The organism is Gordonia sp. PvP123, from assembly GCF_040547295.1.
In the GTDB taxonomy this organism is placed as follows: domain Bacteria; phylum Actinomycetota; class Actinomycetes; order Mycobacteriales; family Mycobacteriaceae; genus Gordonia; species Gordonia terrae.
Genome location: NZ_JBEPPN010000005.1, coordinates 406935 through 428818, shown reverse-complemented (window position 1 = coordinate 428818; position 21884 = coordinate 406935). Strand labels below are relative to the sequence as shown.

The 21884-nt window shown below is 68.4% G+C and carries 21 protein-coding genes; 13 read left to right on the top strand and 8 right to left on the bottom strand.

What is annotated here, in order from left to right; all coding sequences use genetic code 11:
- Positions 1-51: 51 nt before the first annotated feature.
- Positions 52-1296: an HNH endonuclease gene (locus ABIC25_RS12270; RefSeq protein WP_354561613.1), complete on the top strand. Its 1245-nt coding sequence runs from the start codon at positions 52-54 to the stop codon at positions 1294-1296.
- Positions 1297-1392: 96 nt separating this feature from the next.
- On the opposite strand, the gene ABIC25_RS12265 is transcribed toward ABIC25_RS12270, so the two are convergent.
- Positions 1393-2364 carry a cation diffusion facilitator family transporter gene (locus ABIC25_RS12265; protein ID WP_239404047.1) on the bottom strand — a complete coding sequence of 324 codons (972 nt, stop codon included), beginning with the start codon at positions 2362-2364 and terminating at the stop codon, positions 1393-1395.
- An 81-nt stretch (positions 2365-2445) separates the two neighbouring features.
- Here ABIC25_RS12265 and ABIC25_RS12260 point away from each other — a divergent pair, with 81 nt between their 5' ends.
- From ABIC25_RS12260 to ABIC25_RS12250, 3 genes are all read left to right on the top strand, one after another.
- Entirely contained in the window at positions 2446-2859 is a 414-nt protein-coding gene (locus ABIC25_RS12260) for an ankyrin repeat domain-containing protein (RefSeq protein ID WP_239404048.1), read from the top strand.
- A 66-nt stretch (positions 2860-2925) separates the two neighbouring features.
- A complete protein-coding gene (gene serS / locus ABIC25_RS12255) occupies positions 2926-4185 on the top strand; it encodes a serine--tRNA ligase (protein WP_354561611.1) in 1260 nt (419 codons plus the stop codon).
- Between the two features lie 14 nt (positions 4186-4199).
- Positions 4200-5135 (top strand): DMT family transporter, encoded by a 936-nt coding sequence (locus ABIC25_RS12250; RefSeq protein ID WP_004021396.1) that lies wholly within the window; start codon positions 4200-4202, stop codon positions 5133-5135.
- Positions 5136-5160: 25 nt separating this feature from the next.
- Here the strand turns inward: ABIC25_RS12250 and ABIC25_RS12245 are convergent, their stop codons facing one another.
- Positions 5161-5736: a TetR/AcrR family transcriptional regulator gene (locus ABIC25_RS12245; protein WP_354561609.1), complete on the bottom strand. Its 576-nt coding sequence runs from the start codon at positions 5734-5736 to the stop codon at positions 5161-5163.
- Between the two features lie 72 nt (positions 5737-5808).
- Between ABIC25_RS12245 and ABIC25_RS12240 the strand changes: the two genes are divergently transcribed.
- The 4 genes from ABIC25_RS12240 (at position 5809) to ABIC25_RS12225 (ending at position 9113) form a co-directional block, all read left to right on the top strand.
- The gene (locus ABIC25_RS12240) at positions 5809-6228 is read left to right on the top strand and encodes a VOC family protein (protein ID WP_354561607.1); all 420 of its coding nucleotides are present in this window, start codon (positions 5809-5811) and stop codon (positions 6226-6228) included.
- Between the two features lie 123 nt (positions 6229-6351).
- Positions 6352-7239, top strand: coding sequence for a DMT family protein (locus ABIC25_RS12235; RefSeq protein ID WP_354561606.1), 888 nt, complete (start codon positions 6352-6354; stop codon positions 7237-7239).
- A gap of 76 nt (positions 7240-7315) precedes the next feature.
- Positions 7316-8569: a lipase family protein gene (locus ABIC25_RS12230; RefSeq protein ID WP_354561604.1), complete on the top strand. Its 1254-nt coding sequence runs from the start codon at positions 7316-7318 to the stop codon at positions 8567-8569.
- Between the two features lie 34 nt (positions 8570-8603).
- Positions 8604-9113, top strand: a complete 510-nt coding sequence (locus tag ABIC25_RS12225) for a GNAT family N-acetyltransferase (RefSeq protein ID WP_248645700.1) — start codon at positions 8604-8606, stop codon at positions 9111-9113.
- Between the two features lie 80 nt (positions 9114-9193).
- Here ABIC25_RS12225 and ABIC25_RS12220 read toward each other — a convergent pair whose 3' ends face one another.
- Positions 9194-9406, bottom strand: coding sequence for a hypothetical protein (locus ABIC25_RS12220; RefSeq protein ID WP_004021390.1), 213 nt, complete (start codon positions 9404-9406; stop codon positions 9194-9196).
- Positions 9407-9726: 320 nt separating this feature from the next.
- Here ABIC25_RS12220 and ABIC25_RS12215 point away from each other — a divergent pair, with 320 nt between their 5' ends.
- Positions 9727-12048: a molybdopterin oxidoreductase family protein gene (locus tag ABIC25_RS12215; protein WP_354561602.1), complete on the top strand. Its 2322-nt coding sequence runs from the start codon at positions 9727-9729 to the stop codon at positions 12046-12048.
- Between the two features lie 26 nt (positions 12049-12074).
- Here ABIC25_RS12215 and ABIC25_RS12210 read toward each other — a convergent pair whose 3' ends face one another.
- The 4 genes from ABIC25_RS12210 to ABIC25_RS12195 form a co-directional block, all read right to left on the bottom strand.
- Positions 12075-13511, bottom strand: coding sequence for a lipase family protein (locus tag ABIC25_RS12210; RefSeq protein ID WP_354561601.1), 1437 nt, complete (start codon positions 13509-13511; stop codon positions 12075-12077).
- Positions 13512-13612: 101 nt separating this feature from the next.
- Complete coding sequence (locus tag ABIC25_RS12205) at positions 13613-14227, bottom strand: TetR/AcrR family transcriptional regulator (RefSeq protein ID WP_354561600.1); 615 nt, start codon at positions 14225-14227, stop codon at positions 13613-13615.
- Between the two features lie 16 nt (positions 14228-14243).
- Positions 14244-15848, bottom strand: coding sequence for a Rieske 2Fe-2S domain-containing protein (locus tag ABIC25_RS12200; RefSeq protein WP_239404056.1), 1605 nt, complete (start codon positions 15846-15848; stop codon positions 14244-14246).
- A gap of 138 nt (positions 15849-15986) precedes the next feature.
- Positions 15987-16730, bottom strand: a complete 744-nt coding sequence (locus ABIC25_RS12195) for a nuclear transport factor 2 family protein (RefSeq protein WP_180819492.1) — start codon at positions 16728-16730, stop codon at positions 15987-15989.
- Between the two features lie 70 nt (positions 16731-16800).
- On the opposite strand from ABIC25_RS12195, the gene ABIC25_RS12190 reads away from it, so the two are divergent.
- From ABIC25_RS12190 to ABIC25_RS12175, 4 genes are all read left to right on the top strand, one after another.
- Entirely contained in the window at positions 16801-17439 is a 639-nt protein-coding gene (locus tag ABIC25_RS12190) for a TetR/AcrR family transcriptional regulator (protein WP_064569888.1), read from the top strand.
- 10 nt (positions 17440-17449) lie between these two features.
- A complete protein-coding gene (locus tag ABIC25_RS12185; protein WP_033204733.1) occupies positions 17450-18220 on the top strand; it encodes a lysophospholipid acyltransferase family protein in 771 nt (256 codons plus the stop codon).
- A 76-nt stretch (positions 18221-18296) separates the two neighbouring features.
- The gene (locus ABIC25_RS12180) at positions 18297-19109 is read left to right on the top strand and encodes a lysophospholipid acyltransferase family protein (RefSeq protein ID WP_033204735.1); all 813 of its coding nucleotides are present in this window, start codon (positions 18297-18299) and stop codon (positions 19107-19109) included.
- A complete protein-coding gene (locus ABIC25_RS12175; RefSeq protein WP_101822511.1) occupies positions 19109-19948 on the top strand; it encodes an HAD family hydrolase in 840 nt (279 codons plus the stop codon). Before ABIC25_RS12180 ends, ABIC25_RS12175 begins: the two co-directional genes overlap by 1 nt.
- Positions 19949-19968: 20 nt before the next feature.
- Here ABIC25_RS12175 and ABIC25_RS12170 read toward each other — a convergent pair whose 3' ends face one another.
- The gene (locus tag ABIC25_RS12170) at positions 19969-21687 is read right to left on the bottom strand and encodes a peptidoglycan recognition protein family protein (RefSeq protein WP_354561599.1); all 1719 of its coding nucleotides are present in this window, start codon (positions 21685-21687) and stop codon (positions 19969-19971) included.
- Positions 21688-21884 lie beyond the last annotated feature (197 nt).

Below are 21884 nucleotides of genomic sequence, written 5' to 3'. Positions count from 1 at the left end.
CGGTTGTGGATAAATCTCGTCGTCGAACGTTTTGGCGAGTACCTTGGTGTCATGCCCTCGATCACCGAGCTCCGCGACACCCTCATCGGTCTGACTCCACCACCCGACGACGGGAGTGGTCGCGCGGTGTTCGACCGGCTCGACGAACTGCGGGTGGTACGCAACGTGCTCGATCACCAGATCGCTGTGCACGTAGCCCTTTTCGACGCTTCTGGCTGGGCGGCGCGTGCTGGCACCACCACGCGCAAAGCTCTGATCGACATGGGGATGCCACCGGCGGTCGCCTACCGTGGTGTGCGGATCGCCACCGGGCTGGCGTCGTTGCCGAAACTCGCCGACTGCGCCGCCGAAGGATATCTGTCCGTCGAGTGTGTCGATGCGGTCGTCCGCGGTATCGCTCTCATCAATAGAGTTGCTGCGGCAGCGCTTTCCGATGGCGAGCGGCAGCTGTTCGAGACCGAGTTGCTCACCCAGGCGTTCTCCGGTGCCACGCCTGCGGAGATCGACACCCACGCCCGCTCGATCGCCATGCGTGTCGCCGAGGCTGATCCCGGCACGGTTCCGGCCGCCGATGACGCATCACTGAACACCCTGCACACTCGGATGACCGACGAAGGCCGAGTCGCCATCACCGGCGATGTGACGGCGGTGATCGGGGAGAAGTTCCTGTCGATGATCGACGAACGATCCGGCCCGCGTCCCGAACCCGACGGCGCCGACGATCGGCGCAGTGTCGGGGAGCGTCGCGCGGACGGTCTGGAGTTGCTGCTGGATCATGCGGCGATCGGTGCGGCTATGACCACCGCCGGAGCCCCGCGTACGCAGGTGCTGGTCACCATTCCCGCCGATGGTCTCGATCCGGCACGCCTGCCGTGGGTGGGTGCGGTCACGGCTTCGACGGCCCGGCGGTTGTCGTGTGACGGCGCGGTGGCCGAGATCGTCCTCGACGCCGAGGGCGTGCCGCTACGAATGGGGACCACCAAACGACTGTTCCCGCACCATCTGCGCCAGGCGATCATCGTCCGCGACGTGGGCTGCGTGAAATGCGGTGCCCCAGCAGCACATACGCAGGTGCACCACATCGTGCACTGGGCTGACGGTGGTCCGACCGACCTGGACAACGGATGCCTGCTCTGCCAACGCTGCCACACCCAGGTCCACCACCATGGCTGGCAGGTGGTGATGGGCTCGGACCGGCACCCGTGGTTGATCCCACCCGTCGACATCGACCCCCAACGCCTACCCCGACCGGCCTACAACCGGCGCACCATGCGGCTCGACGACGCCCTCGTCTAACCGTCCCGCGCACCAGACCCTCCGGCGTCGACCCTGACGCCACAGGTCCTTTGACAACTCCACAGTGTGAAATGACCGCCCGCGCGCCCGGTGGGATCAGGGGGCGTCGGGCACGAGGTCGACATCCCCGGGCGCGGACAGGGTCAGCACCGCTTCGGTGATCCGCGGGTCGCGCTCCAGCTCGTTCTCCAGTTCGCGCAGGGCGACCGCCACCGAGGATTCTGCGTCGTCGCCCGCGAAATCGACTGCGGCGACCAGGAACAGCTGAACGGGCCCGGTGTACTCGACGTGTAGGTAGGTCACCCGATCGATGTTGCTGTGCGCCAGTAAATCTCGGAGGACTCGGCGCTGAACGGCGTCGTCCACTGCCTGTCCGAGCAGGAAGCGGCGGTTCTGGTTGATCAGGACGATCGCGACTATCCCGAGCAGCACACCGACCAGGATGGAACCGATCGCGTCGTAGGTGGCCGACCCGGTGACCTGGTGTAGGAGTACGCCGACGAAGGCGATCGCGAGACCGATGAGTGCGGCCGCGTCCTCGGCGAAGACCGCACGCAGCGTCGGGTCCGAGGTGCGGAACACCTGCCGGAGCAGGCCGATCCGGCGCTTGACGGCGCCGCGCTTGGCCTGCTGGTACGACCGCACGAACGAGATTCCCTCGAGCACCGCGGCGATCGCCAGGACCGCGTAGGCGATGCCATAATCCGTGGCCGGTTCGGGCGACAGGAGTTCGGAGATCCCGTGCTGCACCGACACCGCCGCGCCGACCGCGAACAGTCCGAACGCGGCGAACATCGACCAGATGTATGCTTCGCGCCCATAGCCCTGCGGATGGGTGGAGTCCCGCGGGCGATGCGCACGACGTTCCGCGACGAGCAAGAGGATCTCGTTCCCGGTGTCGGCCCACGAATGCGCGGCTTCGGCGACGAGCGATGCGGACCCGGTGATCATCGCCGCACCCGTCTTGGCGACGGCGATCAGCAGATTCGACACGAAGGCGATGACGACCGTCAGGAAACTCTCGCTGGGGCCGCCGGATTCGTGCTGCGCTTCGGGGGGAGGAGACACTGCGGTCAGTGTCGCACACGGCGGGGTGCCACCGGTTCCATCCGGGCGGAGATGCCGGGCGGCGCGCCTACACTCGCGGGAGTGGCAGCCCACCCCGACGATCGACCGGCTTCCGGTGCCCCCAGTCCCGACGTCGTCGAACTGGCCACCCGGCTGTTCGACATGGCACGATCCGGCGACGCCGAGACGCTGGGCAGTTACCTCGATGCCGGCGTCCCGGCCGATCTGCGCAACCAGTCCGGTGACTCGTTGCTCATGCTCGCGGCCTATCACGGGCACGCGTCGACGGTGTCGACCCTTCTCGCCCGCGGTGCCGACGCCGACCTCGCCAACGACAAGGGTCAGACGCCGCTGGCAGGTGCAGTCTTCAAAGGCTTCGACGACGTCGTGCGCGTGCTGGTCGACGCCGGGGCCGATCCCTACGGCGGAACCCCGGACGCCGACGCCGCCGCGTCCATGTTCGGTCGTGACGACCTGCGTCGACTGTGGACCTGACCTGTCGGCGCGGGCCGACGCGGCGTGATCGGGTTCGCATCACGCTCTCAAGTAGGGTTTGAAGTCGTGATCGACCTGAAGACTGTTCGCGACAACCCCGACCTCGTCCGCACCTCACAGCGCACCCGCGGTGAGGACCCGGGCCTGGTGGACGCACTGCTCGCCGCCGACGCCGAGCGTCGCGCCGCGATCGTCGAAGCGGACGCGTTGCGGTCCGAGCAGAAGACGCTCGGCAAGCAGGTCGGCAAGGCTCAGGGCGAGGAGAAGCAGGCGCTCCTGGCGAAGGGCAAGGAACTCGCCGAGCAGGTGAAGGCGGCGGTGGCGCGTCAGTCCGAGGCCGATGCGTCAGCCGCGAAGGCTCACCGGGCGATCTCCAACATCGTGGCCGACGGAGCACCGGCCGGTGGTGAGGACGACTACGTGGTCCTCGAGCACGTCGGCGAGCCACGCGACATCGAGAATCCGAAGGATCACCTCGAACTCGGTGAGTCACTCGGACTGCTCGACATGGAGCGCGGCGCCAAGGTGTCGGGGTCGAGGTTCTACTTCCTCACCGGTCAAGGTGCTCAGTTGCAGCTCGCATTGCTGAACATGGCCGCGCAGAAGGCGACGGCGAATGGGTTCACCCTGATGATCCCGCCGGTGCTCGTGCGTCCGGAGGTCATGGAGGGCACCGGGTTTCTCGGTGCCCACGCCGACGAGGTCTACCACCTGGACAAGGACGACGACCTGTACCTGGTCGGCACGTCGGAGGTGCCGCTCGCGGGGTACCACATGGACGAGATCCTCGACCTGTCCGACGGCCCCAAGCGTTACGCCGGATGGTCGACCTGTTTCCGTCGCGAAGCCGGCAGCTACGGCAAGGACACCCGCGGCATCATCCGCGTCCACCAGTTCGACAAGGTCGAGGGCTTCGTCTACTGCCGTCCCGAGGACGCGGAAGCCGAGCACCAGCGTCTGCTGGGCTGGGAGAAGGACATGCTCGCCGCCATCGACGTGCCTTACCGCGTGATCGACGTCGCCGGGGGCGACCTCGGCTCGTCGGCCTCGCGCAAGTACGACTGCGAGGCCTGGGTTCCGACGCAGGGCACCTACCGCGAGCTGACCTCGACGTCGAACTGCACGACGTTCCAGGCGCGTCGCCTCTCGATCCGGTACCGCGACGAGAACGGCAGACCGCAGACCGCCGCGACCCTCAACGGAACCCTGGCGACGACGCGCTGGCTGGTCGCGATCCTGGAAAACCATCAGCAGCCCGACGGCTCCGTCCGGTTGCCCGCCGAGCTCGCGAAGTTCGTCGGCACCGACGTGCTCACCCCGCGCTGAGCTGAGCTCGTGTCGTGACTGCCGGCATCGTCATCGCGGTGATCGGTTCGCTGGCGTTCGCCGCCGCGGCCGTTCTGCAGGCGCTGGGCGCCGAGCAGGTCGCGCAGCGAGCGGCGATCCGGGAAGAGCGCCGACGATCCGCTGCCGCGCACCCGTCGCTGCGGTCGACCGCGGCGACGATGCTCACGCTGCCGTTCCTCGTCGGATTCGTCTTCGACATCATCGGATTCGTCGCGACGATCGCCTCCGCGCGGATGATCCCGCTCTTCCTGTCGCAGACGATCATCTCCGCCCGGCTGGTGGCAACCGCGCTGCTCGCGATGGTGATCCTGAAAGTTGGACTCACACTGCGGGATTGGATCTCCGGCGGGGTGATCGTGCTGTCGCTGGTGTTGCTCGCGGTCTCCGCCGGTCGCGAAGGCGTGGAGCACACCTCATGGATGCACTGGGCGGTGCTCGTCGCCGGGCCGGCACTGATCGCACTGGGCGTGATCATGATGCGCCGGCTGCGCACGCACATCGCGGCGGTCACCGGTCTCATCGCCGGGGCCGTCTTCGGCGTCATGGCGGTCGCGTCGCGCATCCTGGACGGACTCGACCCCCTCGACCTGTCGGTGCTCTTCACCGATCCGGCGCTGTATGCGTTGCTGCTCAGCGGGATCGGCGGTTTCTACCTGTTCACCGTTGCGCTACAGACCGGCTCGGTCAACGCGGCGGCGGCTGCACTGGTCGTCGGTCAGACGGTCTTGCCCGGCGCGGTGGGGATCGCGTTCCTCGGCGACGTCACCCGAGCCGGGTGGGGCCCCGTCGCGATCGTGGCCTTCGCCGCCGCCGTTCTGGGTGGGGTGGTCCTGGCGTCGTCGGGCGCGGTCACCGCGGTCGAGACCGCCGACGCGACGAACGCGCCTCGCGGATACGGGCATCCGCCCCGCGAGGCCGATCGCCGCTGAAACGGCCGTAGGGGCGTCGGTCCCCTCACATGATCGCGCCGAGCAATCGGTCGAGTGCTCGGTGTGTGCGTTCGCGGGCGGTGTCGTCGTCGGGGTGCCGGGCCAGCCAGAGTGCGGCCTCGTTCATCGCCCCCGACAGGAGCATCGTGAGGACGTCGATCAACTCGCCGTCGACCCCGACCGCCTCGAGGGCTTCCCGCAGATGGGCGGCCGAGCCGGCCTCGTCGAGTCGACGCCACTCGTCCCAGCCGACGACGGCCGGGCCGTCGATCAGCAGTATCCGCACGGCGGGCCCGCTGGTGATCGCATCGACGAAGGCGTGCGAGCCGGCGCTCAATTGGCGCGCCGGGTCGGTGCCCGCGGACTCGGCGGCCGCGACCACCGCGTCGGCGACCCGGTCGTGGCACGCCGCGGCCACGGCCGTGAACAACGCCGCCTTGTTGCGGAAGTGGTGGTAGACCGCGCCGCGGGTGACGCCCGCCGCCTCGGCGACGTCGTCGAGGGACACATCGGCGAACCCCCGCTCGGCGAACTGGCGGGTGGCGGCGGCGAGTACGGCGCGGGCCGTTTCGGCGGCGGCTGCGGCAGAGGCTCTCGGCACAGAGGTTCCTTTACGTACGTAGCGTATGTATAGTCGGATATACATACTCATCGTACGTAAAGGGGTTCGGCCATGACCATCACGAGCGTGTATCCAGTCCTCATGTCGACGGACGTCTCCTCGGCGTCGTCCTTCTACCAGCGCGTTCTCGGCTTCGAGGTCACTTTCGCCGCAGACTGGTACGTCAGCCTCCGCACCGGAGTGTTCGAGTTGGCCCTCGTGGACGCGACACATCCGACGATCCCCGAGGGCTATCGCCGACCCGCCGCCGGACTGTTGGTCAACATCGAGGTCGACGATGTCGACGGTCTGCACCGACGCCTGACTGACGACCACGGGTTGCGTCCGATCCTCGAGTTGCGCGACGAGGACTTCGGTCAGCGGCACTTCATCGTCGAGGGTCCCGACGGGGTGCTCCTCGACTGCATTCAGCCGATCGCGGCGGTCGGCGAGTTCGTGGACGCGTACGCCCCCGGAGCGTCGACCGTCTGATCCCGATCGTCCTGATCCGGATCGTCGTGATCCCGATCGGCCCGACCGGTTTCCGTCGACGCGCGGTCGGCAACAGTGGCGATCGTCCCGCACGAGGAGCGCGTCGGTGGCTACTGTTCGACCATGCTGATCGGGATCCTCGCGGCGGTGTTCGCGGCGCTGGCGTACGGCACCGCGTCGGTGTTGCAGGCGCGCGGTGCGCAGAGTGTCGAGGACACCGGTGGTCCGGGTGCGGCACCGTCGCTCCGGTCGACGATCACCGCGATGCTGACCGTGTCGTTCCTGGCCGGGATCGCGCTCGACGGGATCGGGTTTCTGGGCAACATGGTCGCCGCCCGCATGATCCCGCTGTTCCTGGCACAACCGATCGTCAGCGCGAATCTGGTGGTGACCGTCGTGCTCGCCACGATCTTCCTGCACGCGAGACTGTCGGCCCGCGACTGGACGGCGATCGCGGTCGTGGTGGTGTCGCTGGTCCTGTTGGGGTTCGCGGCCGGGGACGAGGGACACGAACACGAATGGTGGTTGCACTGGGCGGTTCTCGCGGCCGGGGTGGCGATTCTCGGTGTCGGCCTCGTGGTCCTGCCGCGGATGCAGAGTCGGGTCTCGGTTCTCGCCGGGCTGTCGGGGGGCGTGCTGTTCGGCGTCCTCGCGGTCGCGGTGCGCATCCTCGACGGCCTCGACCCCTTCGATCTCGGCGAACTGCTCACCGACCCGGCGCTGTACGCGATCGTCTTGTGCGGTCCGGGCGGTTTCTACATGTTCACCGTCGCACTGCAGAAGGGGTCGGTGAGCGCCGCATCGGCCGCCCTGGTCGTCGGTGAGACGGTCGTCCCAGGAGCCATCGGAATCCTGGTGCTCGGCGACACCACACGGGCCGGTTGGGGGGCCGTCGCGGTGATCGCGTTCGTCGCCGCCGTGGCCGGTGCGGTGGTGGTCGCGATGTCGCCGGTGGTCGAGGCGGTCGAGCGGGCCGGCGAGAATCCGGTGCCGGACGCCACTTCCGGGTGAACAGCGGTACGCGGCGTCGTGCCGAGTCGGAACGAAACCTGCTGCCGACGCCGCATATCGGGCATGATCATGACTCATGCGGCTTCTCTCCCGCAGCCTCGGAACGCTGACCGCGATCCTCGGGCTGACGACGTCCCTGTCCGTGCTCGCGCCCACGGTGTCGGCGGCTCCGGTTCCCGTACCCGCGGCGGCGCCGGCGCAGTTGCCGTCCCAGGATCCGTTCTATGACCCGCCATCGGGGTACGAGTCGCGTTCGCCGGGTGCGGCGCTGAGGACGCGACAGGTCGAGTTGGGTTGGCGCGGAACCAGTATCCCGATCTCGGCCACCCAGATCCTCTATCGGACGACGAACCAGTTCGGTGGGCCGACGGCGACGGTCACCACGGTCATCTCACCGCCGGGTGCGCCCGCCGGGGCCCCGCGGCGCGTCGTCTCCTACCACTCGTTCTACGACGCGCTGGGCTCGCAGTGCGACCCGTCGTACACGCTGCGCGGTGGCAATGCGGCCGAGGCGCCGATCGACATCACGCTCATCTCCGGTCTCCTCGCCGCCGGGTACACCGTCGCCGCCCCCGACTACGAAGGTCGCGGACTGCGGTGGACGATGGCTCGCGAATCGGGCTACGCCGCACTCGACGGTGTCCGCACCGCGCTGACCCACCTGCGCGCGCCGGCCCGGACCCCGGTCGGCCTCTTCGGCTACTCGGGGGGGTCGATCCCCACCGGCTTCGGCGCGGAACTGGCCCCGCGCTATGCACCGGAGCTGAACATCGTCGGTGCGGCCGCGGGCGGCGTGCTGGTGAATCCGGCCAACAATCTCGGGTACGTCAACGGCAGCGAGAACTGGGCCGGCGTCATCCCGGCGCTGATGGCGGTGTACGGCGAGACCTACGACATCGACCTGCAGCCGTACCTCTCGCCGAAGGGCAAGCGGGTCCTCGGGCGGGTGGCGGGGGAGTGCATCGAGGCGTTCGCCGACAAGTACCCGGGTCTGACCGATCACCAGCTCCTCGTGCCGACGGTCGGCGGCCTGCTGGACGTCCCCGGCGTGCGGCAGGCGATCTCGCAGAACGTGATGGGCACGCTCGGCACCCCGCGGAGTCCGATGATGCTGGGGGTCGGCAACGTCGACGGCGCCGGCGACGGTGTGATGATCACCGCCGACGTCGCACGCCTGGCCGGGTCGTTCTGCAATCGAGGGGTACCGACCACGTTCACCGAGTACCGCGGCTCGAATCACACCCGGGCGTTCATCCCGTGGAGCGCCGACGCGCTCGGATTCCTCGACCGTCGGTTCGCCGGGCAACCCGCCGGCGGGTGCGGCCGATGACCGCCATTTCTGTCGCCGCGACCTGCGGGAAACCGTGAGCAGGTGGACGACGCGCGTCGAGCGCGCCGGAGATGCCGATGCCATCCGCGAGGTGGTGACGGCGGCCTTCCCGACCCCCGACGAGGCGCGGATCGTCGACGAGCTGCGCGCCGATCGCGACGCCTGGATCGACGGGTTGTCGATCGTCGCCACCGACGCCGACGACTCGATCGTCGGGTACGCCCTGTACTCCAGGTGCCGGGTCGACGCCGAGCTCGCGCTCACCCTCGGACCGTGCGCGGTGGTGCCGTCGCATCAACGGACCGGGGCCGGCTCGGCGGCCGTCGTCGCCGGTCTCACCGCGGCGCGAGAACTCGGCGAGAACCTGGTGCTGGTTCTCGGTCACGCCGAGTACTACCCGAGGTTCGGCTTCGTCCCTGCGTCCCGCTTCGGCATTCGTGCTCCGTTCGACGTCCCGGACGAGGCGATGATGGCGCTACCCCTCGACGACGCCCGTCCGGTGCCGAGCGGGACCATCGCCTACCCGGCCGCGTTTGGGGTGTAGAACGCGTCTCGCGCCCCAGGGATGGACTCCCTGGAGCGCGAGACCTGCTGCCGACGTGATCCCGCCGAGGGGACGCGGGTTCAGTCGGCGTCGGCCGAGGGACTGGCGTTGGTTCCCCCGTCGGACACCTCGAAGTTCTTCCACTCGCCGTCATCGTGGACCTGCATCACGGTGCCCAGGCTGTCGTCCGGTGCGGCGACGGTCTTGAACCAGTCGTAAGCGCCGGTGGCGTCGTCGAACTCCTTCTCCTCGACGACGTTCTCGTTCGCGTCGACTACGCGGTACTTGGCCATGATGTTCTCCTCACGGTCGATGTGTGCGACGTCTGGTCCCCGGGCCCGGTCGGGCCGAAAGTCCTGACGCCATCGTATGAATCGGGTCGCCGACGTGGGGTCGATGTGCGTGCGTCGACGTCGGATCGTGTCTGCGCGCAACGGGTCGGTAACGATCGACTCGGGCAGGTCCCTTCCTGCCGTGCCGGAGGTCTACCCACAATCGCGGCGAGGTAATCCGGAGGACGGACCGTCGGGGTCAGAGGCCGCCGAACGAGTGACTTCGGGTGTCGGTGGGTACACCGCGGAACGACATCGGTGTCGTGTCGTCAGGAGGAACGGTGAACGACAGGATCGTGGATCCGTGGGGTAGGCGCACCCCCTACGCATCCGGGGAACAGTGGCCGACGCGTGTCGACCAGCACCTCGCCGACGGGTTGACCGACGACGATGTACAGCGGTGGGTTCGGTCCGCATCGGTGCTGCATTCGAACGGTGATGCCTTGGACATCGCGGTGACCGACGACCGGATCGTCGGGGTCCGGGGCCGGGCGAAGGATCGGGTCAACCGCGGTCGCGTCGACGTGAAGGATCTCTATGGGTGGCAGGCCAGTTCGTCGCCCGACCGGCTGACGCGCCCACTCGTACGCGAGAACGGCCGCCTCGTCGAGGTCGACTGGGACACTGCCATGAACCGGATCGTCGAGCGGTCCCGGCTGCTGCTCGAGGAACAGGGTCCGTCCGCGATCGGCTTCTACACATCCGGTCAGCTCTTCCTGGAGGAGTACTACACACTGGCGGTCATCGCCCACGGCGCCATCGGTACCGACCACGTGGACGGCAACACCAGATTGTGCACGGCGACGGCGGCCGAAGCACTCAAGGCATCGTTCGCGAGCGACGGTCAGCCGGGCACCTACACCGACATCGACCATGCCGACACCATCGCGCTGTTCGGTCACAACATCGCCGAGACCCAGACGGTCACCTGGATGCGCATGCTCGACCGCCTGGCCGGACCGAACCCGCCCGCCATCGTCTGTGTCGATCCGCGGAGCACGCCGGTGGCCCGGCACGCCACCGTCCATCTCGCGCCGATGCCCGGGACGAACGTCGCGCTGATGAACGGGCTGCTGCACGAGATCATCGCCAACGAGTGGGTCGACCGCGACTACATCGATTCGTACACAGTCGGTTTCGACGATCTGCTCCGCGTGGTGGCGGACTACCTTCCCGACCGTGTCGCCGCTGTCTGCGGTGTGCCGGTCGAGGACCTTCGCCATGCGGCACGACTGCTCGGGACCGCCGAGCGGTTGACGTCCACGGTGCTGCAGGGCTTCTATCAGTCCCACCAGGCGACCGCCGCCGCCGAAGGGGTCAACAACATCCACCTGGTGCGCGGCATGCTCGGCCGGCCGGGATGCGGTCTGCTGCAGATGAACGGTCAGCCCACCGCCGAGAACACCAGGGAATGCGGCGCGGACGGCGACCTCGCCGGATTCCGCAACTGGGCGAACGACGACCACGTGACCGAGCTCGCCGAGCTGTGGAACATCGACAAGGATCATCTCCCGCATGAGAATCCACCCACGCATGCCATGGAGATCTTCCGCCTGGCCGAGGCGGGGTCGGTGCGGATGCTGTGGATCAGTGCGACGAATCCTGCTGTGTCGCTACCAGAACTGTCGCGGATCCGGGCGATCCTCCAGCGGGACGACCTGTTCGTGATCACCCAGGACATGCTTCCCAACGAGACCACCGAACTCGCCGATGTCGTACTGCCGGCCGCCGGTTGGGGCGAGAAGACCGGGACCTTCACCAACGCCGACCGCACCGTGCACCTGTCCGAGAAGGCGGTGGAGCCACCCGGTGAGGCCAGGCCCGACCTCGACATCTTCCTCGACTACGCGCGGCGGATGGACTTCCGCGACCGGGACGGGGATCCGTTGCCGCCGTGGACCGACGCCGAGTCGGCGTTCGACGCCTGGCGGGACTGCAGCGCGGGGCGGCCATGCGACTACAGCGGGATGTCCTACGAGTTGTTGCGGACGCGCGGCGGAGTCCAATGGCCCTGCACCGCAGACGCTCCCGACGGAACCGAGCGTCTGTACGCCGATGGGCGGTTCTGGAGCGCGGCCGATCACTGCGAGTCGTTCGGCAAGGACCTCGTCACCGGTGATCCGCTGGACGCCGATGACTACCGGGCCATCAATCCGGGCTCGCGGGCGCTGATCAAGGCAGTCCCCTACTTGCCTCCTCCGGAGAGTCCCGGTGCGGAGTTCCCGTTCGCCTTGATCACCGGACGCACGGTCTACCACTTCCACACCCGCACCAAGACCGGACGAGCGCCCGAACTCGAGCACGCGGCACCCGAGGTGTGGGTGGAGGTCAACGCTGTGGATGCCGCGCGCACCGGTGTGCACGACGGCGACCTCGTCGAGATCGCCAGCCCGCGCGGCGCCATCACCGCAACGGTGCGGATCGCCGGCATCCGCCGCGGTGTCCTGTTCGTGCCCTTCCATTACGGGTACTGGGACGCCGACGACGACGCCGGGCACCACCGCGCGGCCAACGAGCTGACGATCACCGACTGGGATCCGGCGTCGAAGCAGCCGATCTTCAAACTCGGTGCGGCGTCGCTGACGCTCCGCGCGCCGGGGTGACCCGACCGCATGTGCCGAGCACCGCGTCACGGAACCCGGGGCGGATTGCCCAACCGCTGGTTGATCACCAGGGCCAGATTGTTGCCCACGAGGTTGACGAACGCGCGCCAGGTGGTCGGGTCGAGCGCCATCGATCCCTGATCGCTTGTGGTGCAACCGGTCTGTGCCGGCTTGCCGTCCAGGCGATCCCGCATCCACACGATGGCCGGCGCGAACCCCTCGACAGCAAGGGTGATGTGTTCGCTGAAATGGTCGCGCACGTATCGCACACTCGCGCCATCGGCGCAGTAGGTGCGGACCAACTCGTTGACCGGGCCCACCGGGGCGATCCAGTCGGGGTTCGACTGATAGATGAACATCGGGAAGTCGGGCGTGGTGTAACCCATCTTGAGCTGATCCAGCACCTTTCGCGGTGTCGGGTGGTCCAGCGGATCGCCCGGCAGGTTCACCAGGCCCTTGATGTTCACGAAGGGGGCGAGTGCGGCCTGGTAGGTGAGGCACAGCGGATTCTTGGTCGCCAGCAGGGCTCTGCCGAGCGGGTTCATGTGTCGCTGGAGGAAACGGTCGAGTTCCGGGTACTCGCGGCTGACGCCGATGATCCCGGCCATGATCAGACCCGACGCCGCGTTCTTGTCGGCGAGATCGACCAGCGCTCGGATGTTCGCGGGCACCCCACCTTCGGCAGCGCCGACGATCGGGAGTTCCGGCGCGTACTGCGAGTGCAACTCCGCTGCCCACCCGGTGGCGATCGCGCCGCCGGAGTAGCCCATCAGGCCCACCCGCACGTCGTCTCTGAGCCCCAGTGGTGCGAAGTTCCGCGCGCCCCGGATCCCGTCGAGGGTGATGCGTCCCGCGAGAGGCCCGGCTGCGAAGGCGGATTCGGGGCCCTGATGGTCGGGGATGACGACCGACCAGCCGGCGCCGACCAACGAGGTGATCTGTAGGACCTCGAGGCTCGAGTCCGCCGAGCCGGTCAGCTGCCCCGGGATGGAGGCCTGCTGCAAGGCATACGACGGCGCGCAGTACATCGCGGTGGAGTCCTCCGCGGACTGCCACGACACCAGCTTCGACGGTCCGGGCTTCGCCGGCCCCTTGGGTTTGAGCAGCGTCGCCACGGCCGGGATCGGCTCGCCGCGGGTGTTGGTCGAGCGGTAGGAGATCTGCCAGGCGTCGACGTTGATCGGGATCACCGACAGGGCGGCGACATGGACACGCCGGGCGGCGATGAGCTCACCGGGCTTCTTGGCCGCGACCACCGCCTGCGGCGGCAGATAGAAGTCCGTGTCGAACTCCGGGATCGCGGGCGGCACCGGGAACGGGAGGACCGGCGCCACCGGGACCGACGCTGGGGTTGCATTCGCGGCAGCCGAACCCAGTGGTCCGCCGACGACCAGCGCAACCAGTGCGATCCCGACAGTCAGGCGCACGACGATCCGTGAGCTGTGGCGTTTCCATCCCCGCATGGCAACCCTCCCGAAAAGTGAGACGGAGGTGTCTCACACTTCGGCAGAACATACACCCGGTGTGTCCGAGGACACAACGTCCGGGGTGGGCGGCGAATGTCTCAGAGCGTGGTGAAGGCGAGCAGGATGTCGGCGAGTACCGCGACGACGTCGTCGAGTGTGCCGGGTTCGGGCGATTCGCTCCAGCGATGGACCAGGCCGGTGAGTGCCCCGACGAATGCGATCGCGAGGTGGCGCTGCCGCGGCGTCGCGGGGCGATCGGCGAACTCCGACATGGCGTCGACGAAGAACTCGACCCATTCCTCACGGCCGTCGAGGCGGTGCTGCTCGACGCGGGGGCTCACCCCGACGATCTGGACGAACGACACCGCCGCGCGCCGGGGATCGGTGCCCACCGATTCCATGTAGGCGCGCATCGCCGCCGTGCTCAGGTCGCGGAGATCCCGAGAAGGGCTGGCGGCCAATGCTTCTGCCACGGCGACGCGAGCGGCGCCCTGCACGGTGTCGTACAGCGCGACCAGCAGTTCCTCGCGGTCGGTGAACTCCGCGTAGAACTGCCGGCGAGACAGTCCGGCCACCCGGCAGATCGACGTCACCGACGACTTCGCGTAGCCGGTGCAGGTGAACTCGACCAGCGCGGCGTCGAGGAAACGCTGCCGCCGTTCGGCGGCGCGGTCGCTCACCGAACGGCCACCGTACGTGCGTTCGGAGGTCATCGGGGTGGCGATCCGGCTATGAGTCGAGTCTGGACGCGCGGAGGTCGTGTCCCTTCGACGTCAGGCAGCGTCCGGTGGGCAGGTCCCACTGCCATCCGTGCAGATTGCAGGTCAGCTTCTCGCCCTCGATGACCCCGAACTTGCCGAGGTCGGCCTTGAGGTGCGGACACCGCCGCTGGATCTCCCAGCCGTCCTTGGTGATCGACGCCGAGTCGTCGTGCGCCTCGGCGAACCACCCGTCCGCGTAGGCGATCCGCTCGTCGGTGAGGCATTTGAAGAAGGTGTAGAGGAACTCGTTGTACCCGCCGATCCGCCAGGTGGTGAAGCGCGTCGACAGGAAGATGGTGTTGACCCAGTCGGGCTCGTCGTCGCGCAGGACGGTCCGCACCAGCTCGGTGGCGATGCGGAATCCGTAGCGGTACTTGCCCTCTCCTTCTTTCGGCTCACGCACGATGCGGTTCGGGAAGTCGAGGACGACCGTCTCGGTGGCGTCGTTGGCCGCGCCCCCGCCCGGCGTCATGACGAGCCCGACGGGGTAGCCGATGCCGTCGCAGATGAGGTCCGACTGTCGCATGATCGGTTCGAAGAGATCCCGCAGCGCCGGCAGCAACGGCTCGCCCTCGGCCGGTGCCCACGTGGCCTTGTCCGCGGCGATGACCGGCGCGAACTTCTCCTTCATGCGCTCGAGGTACGCGCGCTTGTTCTCGCCGAAGACGTCGGCGGGTGCGTAGGGATGCGTGACCTCGTTGAGGACCGGACCGGAGAACTCTGCGACGGAACCCGACACCATCATCAGGCCGCGGTGCTTCTCACCGTCGTCGGTGCCGTGGATGCGCATCTGCTCCAGGAAGGTCTCCTGGTCGGGGAAGATCGAGGTGTCGTCGGCGGTGTCCGCGGACCCGAAGTCGTTGAGGTAGAACAGATCCTCGTCGAGGAACATCGGCGGGCCGGCCGACGGGACCACCCAGGTCGCGCCGACCTGCTCGATGTACGAACGCGCCCGGTCCATTCCGCGTTGCCGCTTCTGAGAGGCGAAGTTGGCCTTGGACTTCCGCGGGATGTCGTAGACCATCGGGTACCAGATGGCGCCCGAGTACTGCAGCAGATGGACGTCGACGTGTCCGAACGCCTCGTCGACGACGTCGAGGTCGATCGGGCGGGCGTCGTTCATGTTGAAGCAGACGGTCTCGCCGTCGGAGACGATCAGGCCGCTGTCGCCGATCGGCCCGTCGGCGGGCGCGCGCAGCGCGATGATCATGACGTCGAGCGAACCCTTGTCGTTCGTGACCGTCGTCTTGACCGAGTCGGTGGTCTCGACGAATGTGGTGAAGCCGAGTTTCTCCAGTTCGCGGCGCAGGTCCGGCACCGGATAGTCGGGCAGCAGGACCGTGGCGTCCTTGCTGACGTTCTCGCGCAGGTTGCGCTCGTCGAAGTGGTCCCGGTGCAGGTGTGAGACGTAGAGGTAGTCGCAGTCGCCGAGCGTCTTCCAATCGAGTTCGGAGTTGTCCGGGAAGGGCACCCAGGAGGCGAAGTACGTCGGGTTGACCCAGGGGTCGCAGAGGATCGATCCGGCGGTGGTCTGGATGTGGAAACCGGCATGACCGATGCTGGTGATCTGCACGAAGGGGCCTTTCATGGTGTGCGCGGGGCTGCGCGGCAGGGCACTACAGGCATCCAGGGTATCGAGCCGTGCCGGACGGACGCGTGGGCCATGAGTCCCGTCGGGTGCGCGGCGTGAGCAGGCTCACGGCGCTCTTCGCTACACGCCGAGTCGCTCCCGGACGCCGCGGGCGAGGACCGGCAGCCTGGACGCCGCGAACAGGCTCCGAACCAGCTTGCTGTCGTCGCGCGGCATGATCCCGGCCCGCTGGACGGCGTCGATGAAGTCATAGAGGGTCTCGCCCTCTTCCATCAGGCCGTCGGCGTCGAAGTGGTACCGGTCGACCGCCGGCGCCTGGATGAACCGCCCGTCGCCGTAGATGGTCGGCGCCGATCGGTCGTACGGGTACATCCTCAGCGCCCCGCTGAAGTGACCGCTCCCGATGTACCGGATGACGGTCCGCACCGTGCCGTCGGGCTGGATGTCGATGTAAGCCTGATCGGGCAGTGGGTCGTATCGCCAGTCCGGGATGGCGTCGAAGAAGGCGAAGTTGTAGGTGACGAAGTCGTCGATGCCGACGATCGTGCGGCCGAAGGTCGTCACGTCGGTGTAGCGCAGGTCCGTGGCGTACAGCTCCTCGTTAACGCTCATGTCGCGGACCAGGAAGCTCCACCAGTACTTCTTGGCCCAGGTCATGATCCACGACAGGTCGGTGTCGTGGGCGTTGCTCAGATGCACGAGTTTCCGGTCGAAGGCCTCGAACCATTCCTCGGTGGTCCGTTGGAGCTCGGCTTCGGGGATGGCGCGGATCGGGACACCGCGGTTGGCGTCGAGATATTCCGGGACAGGCTTGGCCAGACGGGGACGGGCGAGTGCTTCCTGGAAGGCCCCTTCGGTAAACATGAATCGCATGATTGATGTTGAATCGACCGATGTCAATGGGAGGGTCCGGTCGAAGTGCGACGATGAGCGGATGACTCCGGAGAAACTGTGGCGCGGCCAAACCCTCGCCGACCGGTCGTCCGACCGTCGCGAGCAGATGCTCGCCGTCGCCGAGCAGCTGCTCGGTTCGGGCGGCGCGAGTGCGGTGACGATGCGCGCAGTGGTCCGCGAGGCGAATCTCAGCCCCCGGTACTTCTACGAGAGCTTCGCGTCGCGCGAGGACCTGGTGACGGACGTGTACGACCGGGTCACCGACCAGCTCCTGACGGAGATCGCCGCCCTTCCACGCGTCGCCGACCGTCGGGAGAATGTGCGGGCTGTGCTCGAGGTCTGCCGAGAGTTCTTCGAGGCCGATCCCGGACGAGCGCGCATCCTGCTGCGCGAACCGCTCGCCGACGACGTCCTGCGCGCACGACGGGCGGCAACGGTGCCCGGCTTCGTCGCGTCGGTGCTGGAGATGACCACCGGGGCGCACGCGAGCTCACCCGAGCGACTCGCCGTCGTGTCGTCGGCGCTGGCGGGGGCACTGGTCGCGCTGTACCTCGACTACATCGACGGCCGCCTCTCGCTCACGCCCGCGCAACTGGCCGACGCAGCGGTCGACCTCGTGTCGGCCGTCACCCGGCTCGCCACCGCCGACGACGGCGAGGGGTCGGCGGCGAGTGGCTAAGCTCTCTCGCATGGAACCCGTCTACGACACCGTGATCACCGCCGCCCGCCTGCTGTGGCTGGCCGAAGGTCTGAAGTTCACGGTGTCGGGTGTCGAACACGTACCGGCCGACGGCCCCGGCGTCGTCGCGATCAATCACACCGGCTATCTCGACTTCACCTACGCCGGCATCCCGGCTTTCCTGCAGGGGCGTCGCAAGGTCCGCTTCATGGCGAAGAAAGAGGTCTTCGACAACAAGATCTCCGGCCCGATCATGCGCTCGCTCAAGCACATCCCCGTCGACCGCGCCCAGGGTGCGGACAGCTACCGCAACGCGGTCGACTATCTCAGGCGCGGCGAACTCGTCGGGGTCTACCCCGAGGCGACGATCAGCCGGAGCTTCGAGCTGAAGGCCTTCAAGTCGGGCGCCGCGCGGATGGCGATCGAGTCCGGTGCGCCGATCGTGCCCACGGTCATCTGGGGCGCGCAACGAGTCTGGACCAAGGGCCACCCCAAGCAACTGGGTCGAACCGGGTACAAGATCTCGATCGGTGTCTGTGAGCCCCTCGATGCCACGGGCAGCCCCGACGCCCTCACGGCGAAGCTGCACGAGGTCATGAGTGCGAAACTCCTCGAACTCCAGGAGGCCTACGGCGAGCACCCGAAGGGCGAGTTCTGGGTTCCCGCACGGCTCGGCGGTTCCGCGCCGACGCTCGAGGAGGCCAATCGCATGGATGCCCAGGAGCAGGCCGAACGCGCCGCCAAGCGCGAGCCCCGGAACGACGACCCCGGCGTGGTCTGAGCAGACCTCGGGCCCCTACGTTGCCTGTCGGTTGTCGTCGTCCCGCGGTGTCGTCCGGCGTCGTTAACCTGGACTCATGAGCGCAGGGAGGCACGGGCACCGCGAGCCGGTGTATCGCACCCTGGAACTCATCGCCAACGGACTCGTCCGAGCCCAGGGTCTCGACCTGCACTTCACCGGTGTCGAGAACGTCCCGGACACCGGCGGCGCGGTCCTGTGTGTCAACCACACCGGTTACGTCGACTTCCTCCCGCTCGCGCTCGGCGTCCAGCGCGCCGGCCGCCGAACCCGCTTCCTCATCAAGTCCGAGGTCATGGACATCGGGATCATGCGGTTCCTGGTCAACCACACCAGAACGGTCCCCGTCGACAGGTCGCGCGGCGCGGAGGCCTATCGCGCCGCGCTCGGGCGTCTCCGGGACGGGTACATCGTCGCCGTCTACCCGGAAGCGACGATCAGCCGCAGCTTCGAGCTCAAGGAGTTCAAGAGCGGGGCGGCCCGGATGGCAGCCGAAGCCGGCGTCCCCATCATCCCGGCGATCGTGTGGGGTGCCCATCGGCAGTGGACGAAAGGTGGGGTGCGGGACATCGGGCGCAGCCGGCTCCCCGTCCACGTCCGATACGGTCTGCCGTTCACCCCCGGGCCGGACGAGTCCCCGGAGCGTGAGACCCTGAGGCTCCGCGACACCATGAACTCGATGCTCCTCGAGGTCCAGGACTCCTACGGTCCGCACCCACCGGGTGAGTTCTGGGTTCCGTCACGACTCGGCGGCTCGGCACCGACACCCCAGGAGGCCGCCGTGATCGAAGCCGACGAGGCGCTGCGCAAAGCCGAGGCGCGGGCGAGACGAGCCGCCGAGAGAGCTCGGTCGAGAGGAAGCAGACGCTGATGACATTCGGTCCACCCACACTCATCGCCAGCGATGTGGACGGAACCCTCATCGACGACGAGAACCGGGTCTCCCCGCGCACGTTGTCCGTGCTGGCCGCCGCCCGCGCCGCCGGAGTGGAGTTCGTGCTGGCCACCGGCCGGCCCCCGCGATGGATCGCCGAGATCACCGATCAGTTCGCCGGCACCGAGGCGTTCGTCCGGTACGCGGTGTGCGCCAACGGCGCCATCATCTACGACGCCGAGCACGATCGCGTGCTGTGGTCGGCGAACCTCGAGCCCGACGCGCTCGTCAAACTCGGAGAGATTGCCTACCAACAGATCCCGGGATGCGGCATCGCGGCCGAACGTGCGGGCCGGTCCGCGCACGACGCGGCGACGGCGCCCTTCGTGGCGAGTGCCGGTTACGAGCACGCGTGGCTCAACCCCGATCACGTCGAGGTCGGCGACGACGAGGTGTTCGGTGATCCGGCGGTGAAACTCCTCGTCCGCAAACCGGGTATGGCCTCCGACGAGATGGCCCGTCGGCTGCAGCCCGTGGTCGGCGACCTCGCCCAGGTGACCTTCTCCACCGACAACGGACTCATCGAACTGTCGGTGCCGGGAACCCACAAGGCGTCGGGGCTCGCACGCCTCGCCGACCTCGCCGGACTCTCGGCCGACGCCGTGATCGCGTTCGGCGACATGCCCAACGACGCCGAGATGCTCACCTGGGCGGGGCACGGCGTCGCGATGGGCCACGGTCACCCGGCGGCGCTCGACGCCGCCGACGAGGTCACCGTCGGCAACAACGACGACGGCGTCGCCAAGGTACTCGAGCGCTGGTTCGCCCCGCGCTGATCGTCTCGCGGATCCGCGGCTCAGGCCGCAGGCGGTACCGGTGCGGGGGCTCCGGGCTCGGCCGGCGGCGGCGCGGGGGCACCGGGATCGGCCGGCGGGGGAGCCGGGGCGGCCGGATCGGCGGGCGGCGTCGGTTCGGGTGCCGGCGGGGCACCGCCGGCGAGCGCCCGGATCGCGGTGAGCGCCGCGTAACCGTGTACCCCCGGGCAGCTGGTGCTGTTGTAGTCCCGGTGCCCGGAGATCACCGGCAGATTCGACTGGGTACCCGCGGCGAACTTGGTGCCGGCGAAGCCTTCTGAGGTCAACGTCGCGGTCCCGGCGGGATTGAGTCCGGCCTTGCCGAGGCGCCAGCGCAGGAACTTGCCGGTCGCCGACACCATCGCCGCGGTCGGCGGGACCTCGTCGAGATTGCCGATCATCGACACCCCGACGGTCTCCTTGTTGAACCCGCCCGTGTGCGTGCCCTCGACATTGCGGTCGAGTCCGCCGAACGCGCCCTCGAAGATCTGGCCGTACTTGTCGATCAGCACGTTGTAACCGATGTCGCACCAGTTCAGGCTGCGCGCGTGGTACGCGTAGATGCCGCGGACGATCTCGACGGACTGCTGCGGGGTGTAGTCGTTGCTGCCGGCTGTGTGGTGCACGATCGCGCCGCGCATGTGCGGGGAGTAGACCGGTTGCGAACAGCGGATGGACTCATCGGCGCCCCACGCCTGGCGGGCGACGACCTGCGGCCCGCCGGTCAGCGGCGACAGCAACGACGAGCCCAGGCCGAGCAGGCTCTCCGGGCTGATGAGCGTCGCCTTCAGCGCGTTCAGGGCGACGGTGGCCAACTCCGTCACCACCGTGCTCGCGGTGCCGACGGCCAGTTGGGCGAGATCGCCGCCCTGTGTTTCCGCAGCCGGGATCGCGAGTCCGTCCTTGCTCGCGGCGACCTGCACCTCACGTGCGTCGCCCACCCAGACCGGCTCGGTGCCGACCGGGTTCTTAACGCTCGGCGCCTGCCCGCGCGAGATCTGTTCCAGGACTGTCCACGGACCCCACTTGCCGTCGGGGTTCTTCGCGCGCAGCTTGAGGTCGACATCGACGGGACGGTCCCACGTGAACGCGACCATCTTGATGGGCGCCTCGCGCACGATGTGCGTCACCGCGGCCCCGACCTCGCGGCCGTCGCGCATCGTGGGTGTCGCCGGCGTCGTACTGCCCGGGGTCGACCGGGTTGTGCCCGGAGTCCGATCGCCTCGCGGAGCGGGTGTCGCCGCCTCATCCGGGGACTCCCGGGTCGTCGACGGAACGCGACGTTCGCTGGTTGGCGCGTCGGTCGTCGGGGTCGCGGATTCTGTGGTCTCCGACGCTGATTCCGACGTCGACGACCCGGGCGTCGACTCCGGTGACGACGAACCCGGTGACCCGGACGGGCCGGTGCTCGTCGATGACCCGCCGGTACCCGGCACGAGTCCCTTCGGCAGCGGAACCGTCAGATCCGGCAGCGGGAACGCGTCCGGATCGATCGGCGGCAGCTCGACACCGGCCGCGGCGAGACCGGAAGACGCGACGTCGACGATGGCGGCGGGCAGTTCCCGCAGCGGGACCTGCTCGATCTCGGTGTCGGAGACCGTCTGCTTGTTGTCCACGAGTTGTGGCTCGGACTGGCTCGCGATCACCACGAACGGTGTCGCGACGACCGCAGCGGCGATCGCGGCGAGCGCGATCGAGGGTTTCGGTCTGGGGTAACGCACTCAGGTCTCCTCGCAGGTTGGTCGGACCGCGGCACGGGTGGTCGTGGGGGTGTGGTCGGGTCCGGTCAGCCGTCGGCATCCACGCGGCCGACGGCGTCGGAGCCCGGAGGCTTCGAACGCGGTCGACTGTGCTCGGTACGGCGGCCATCGTCGCGGTCGCCGATCCCGGACGCCGGCGACACACGCCGCAACCGCGT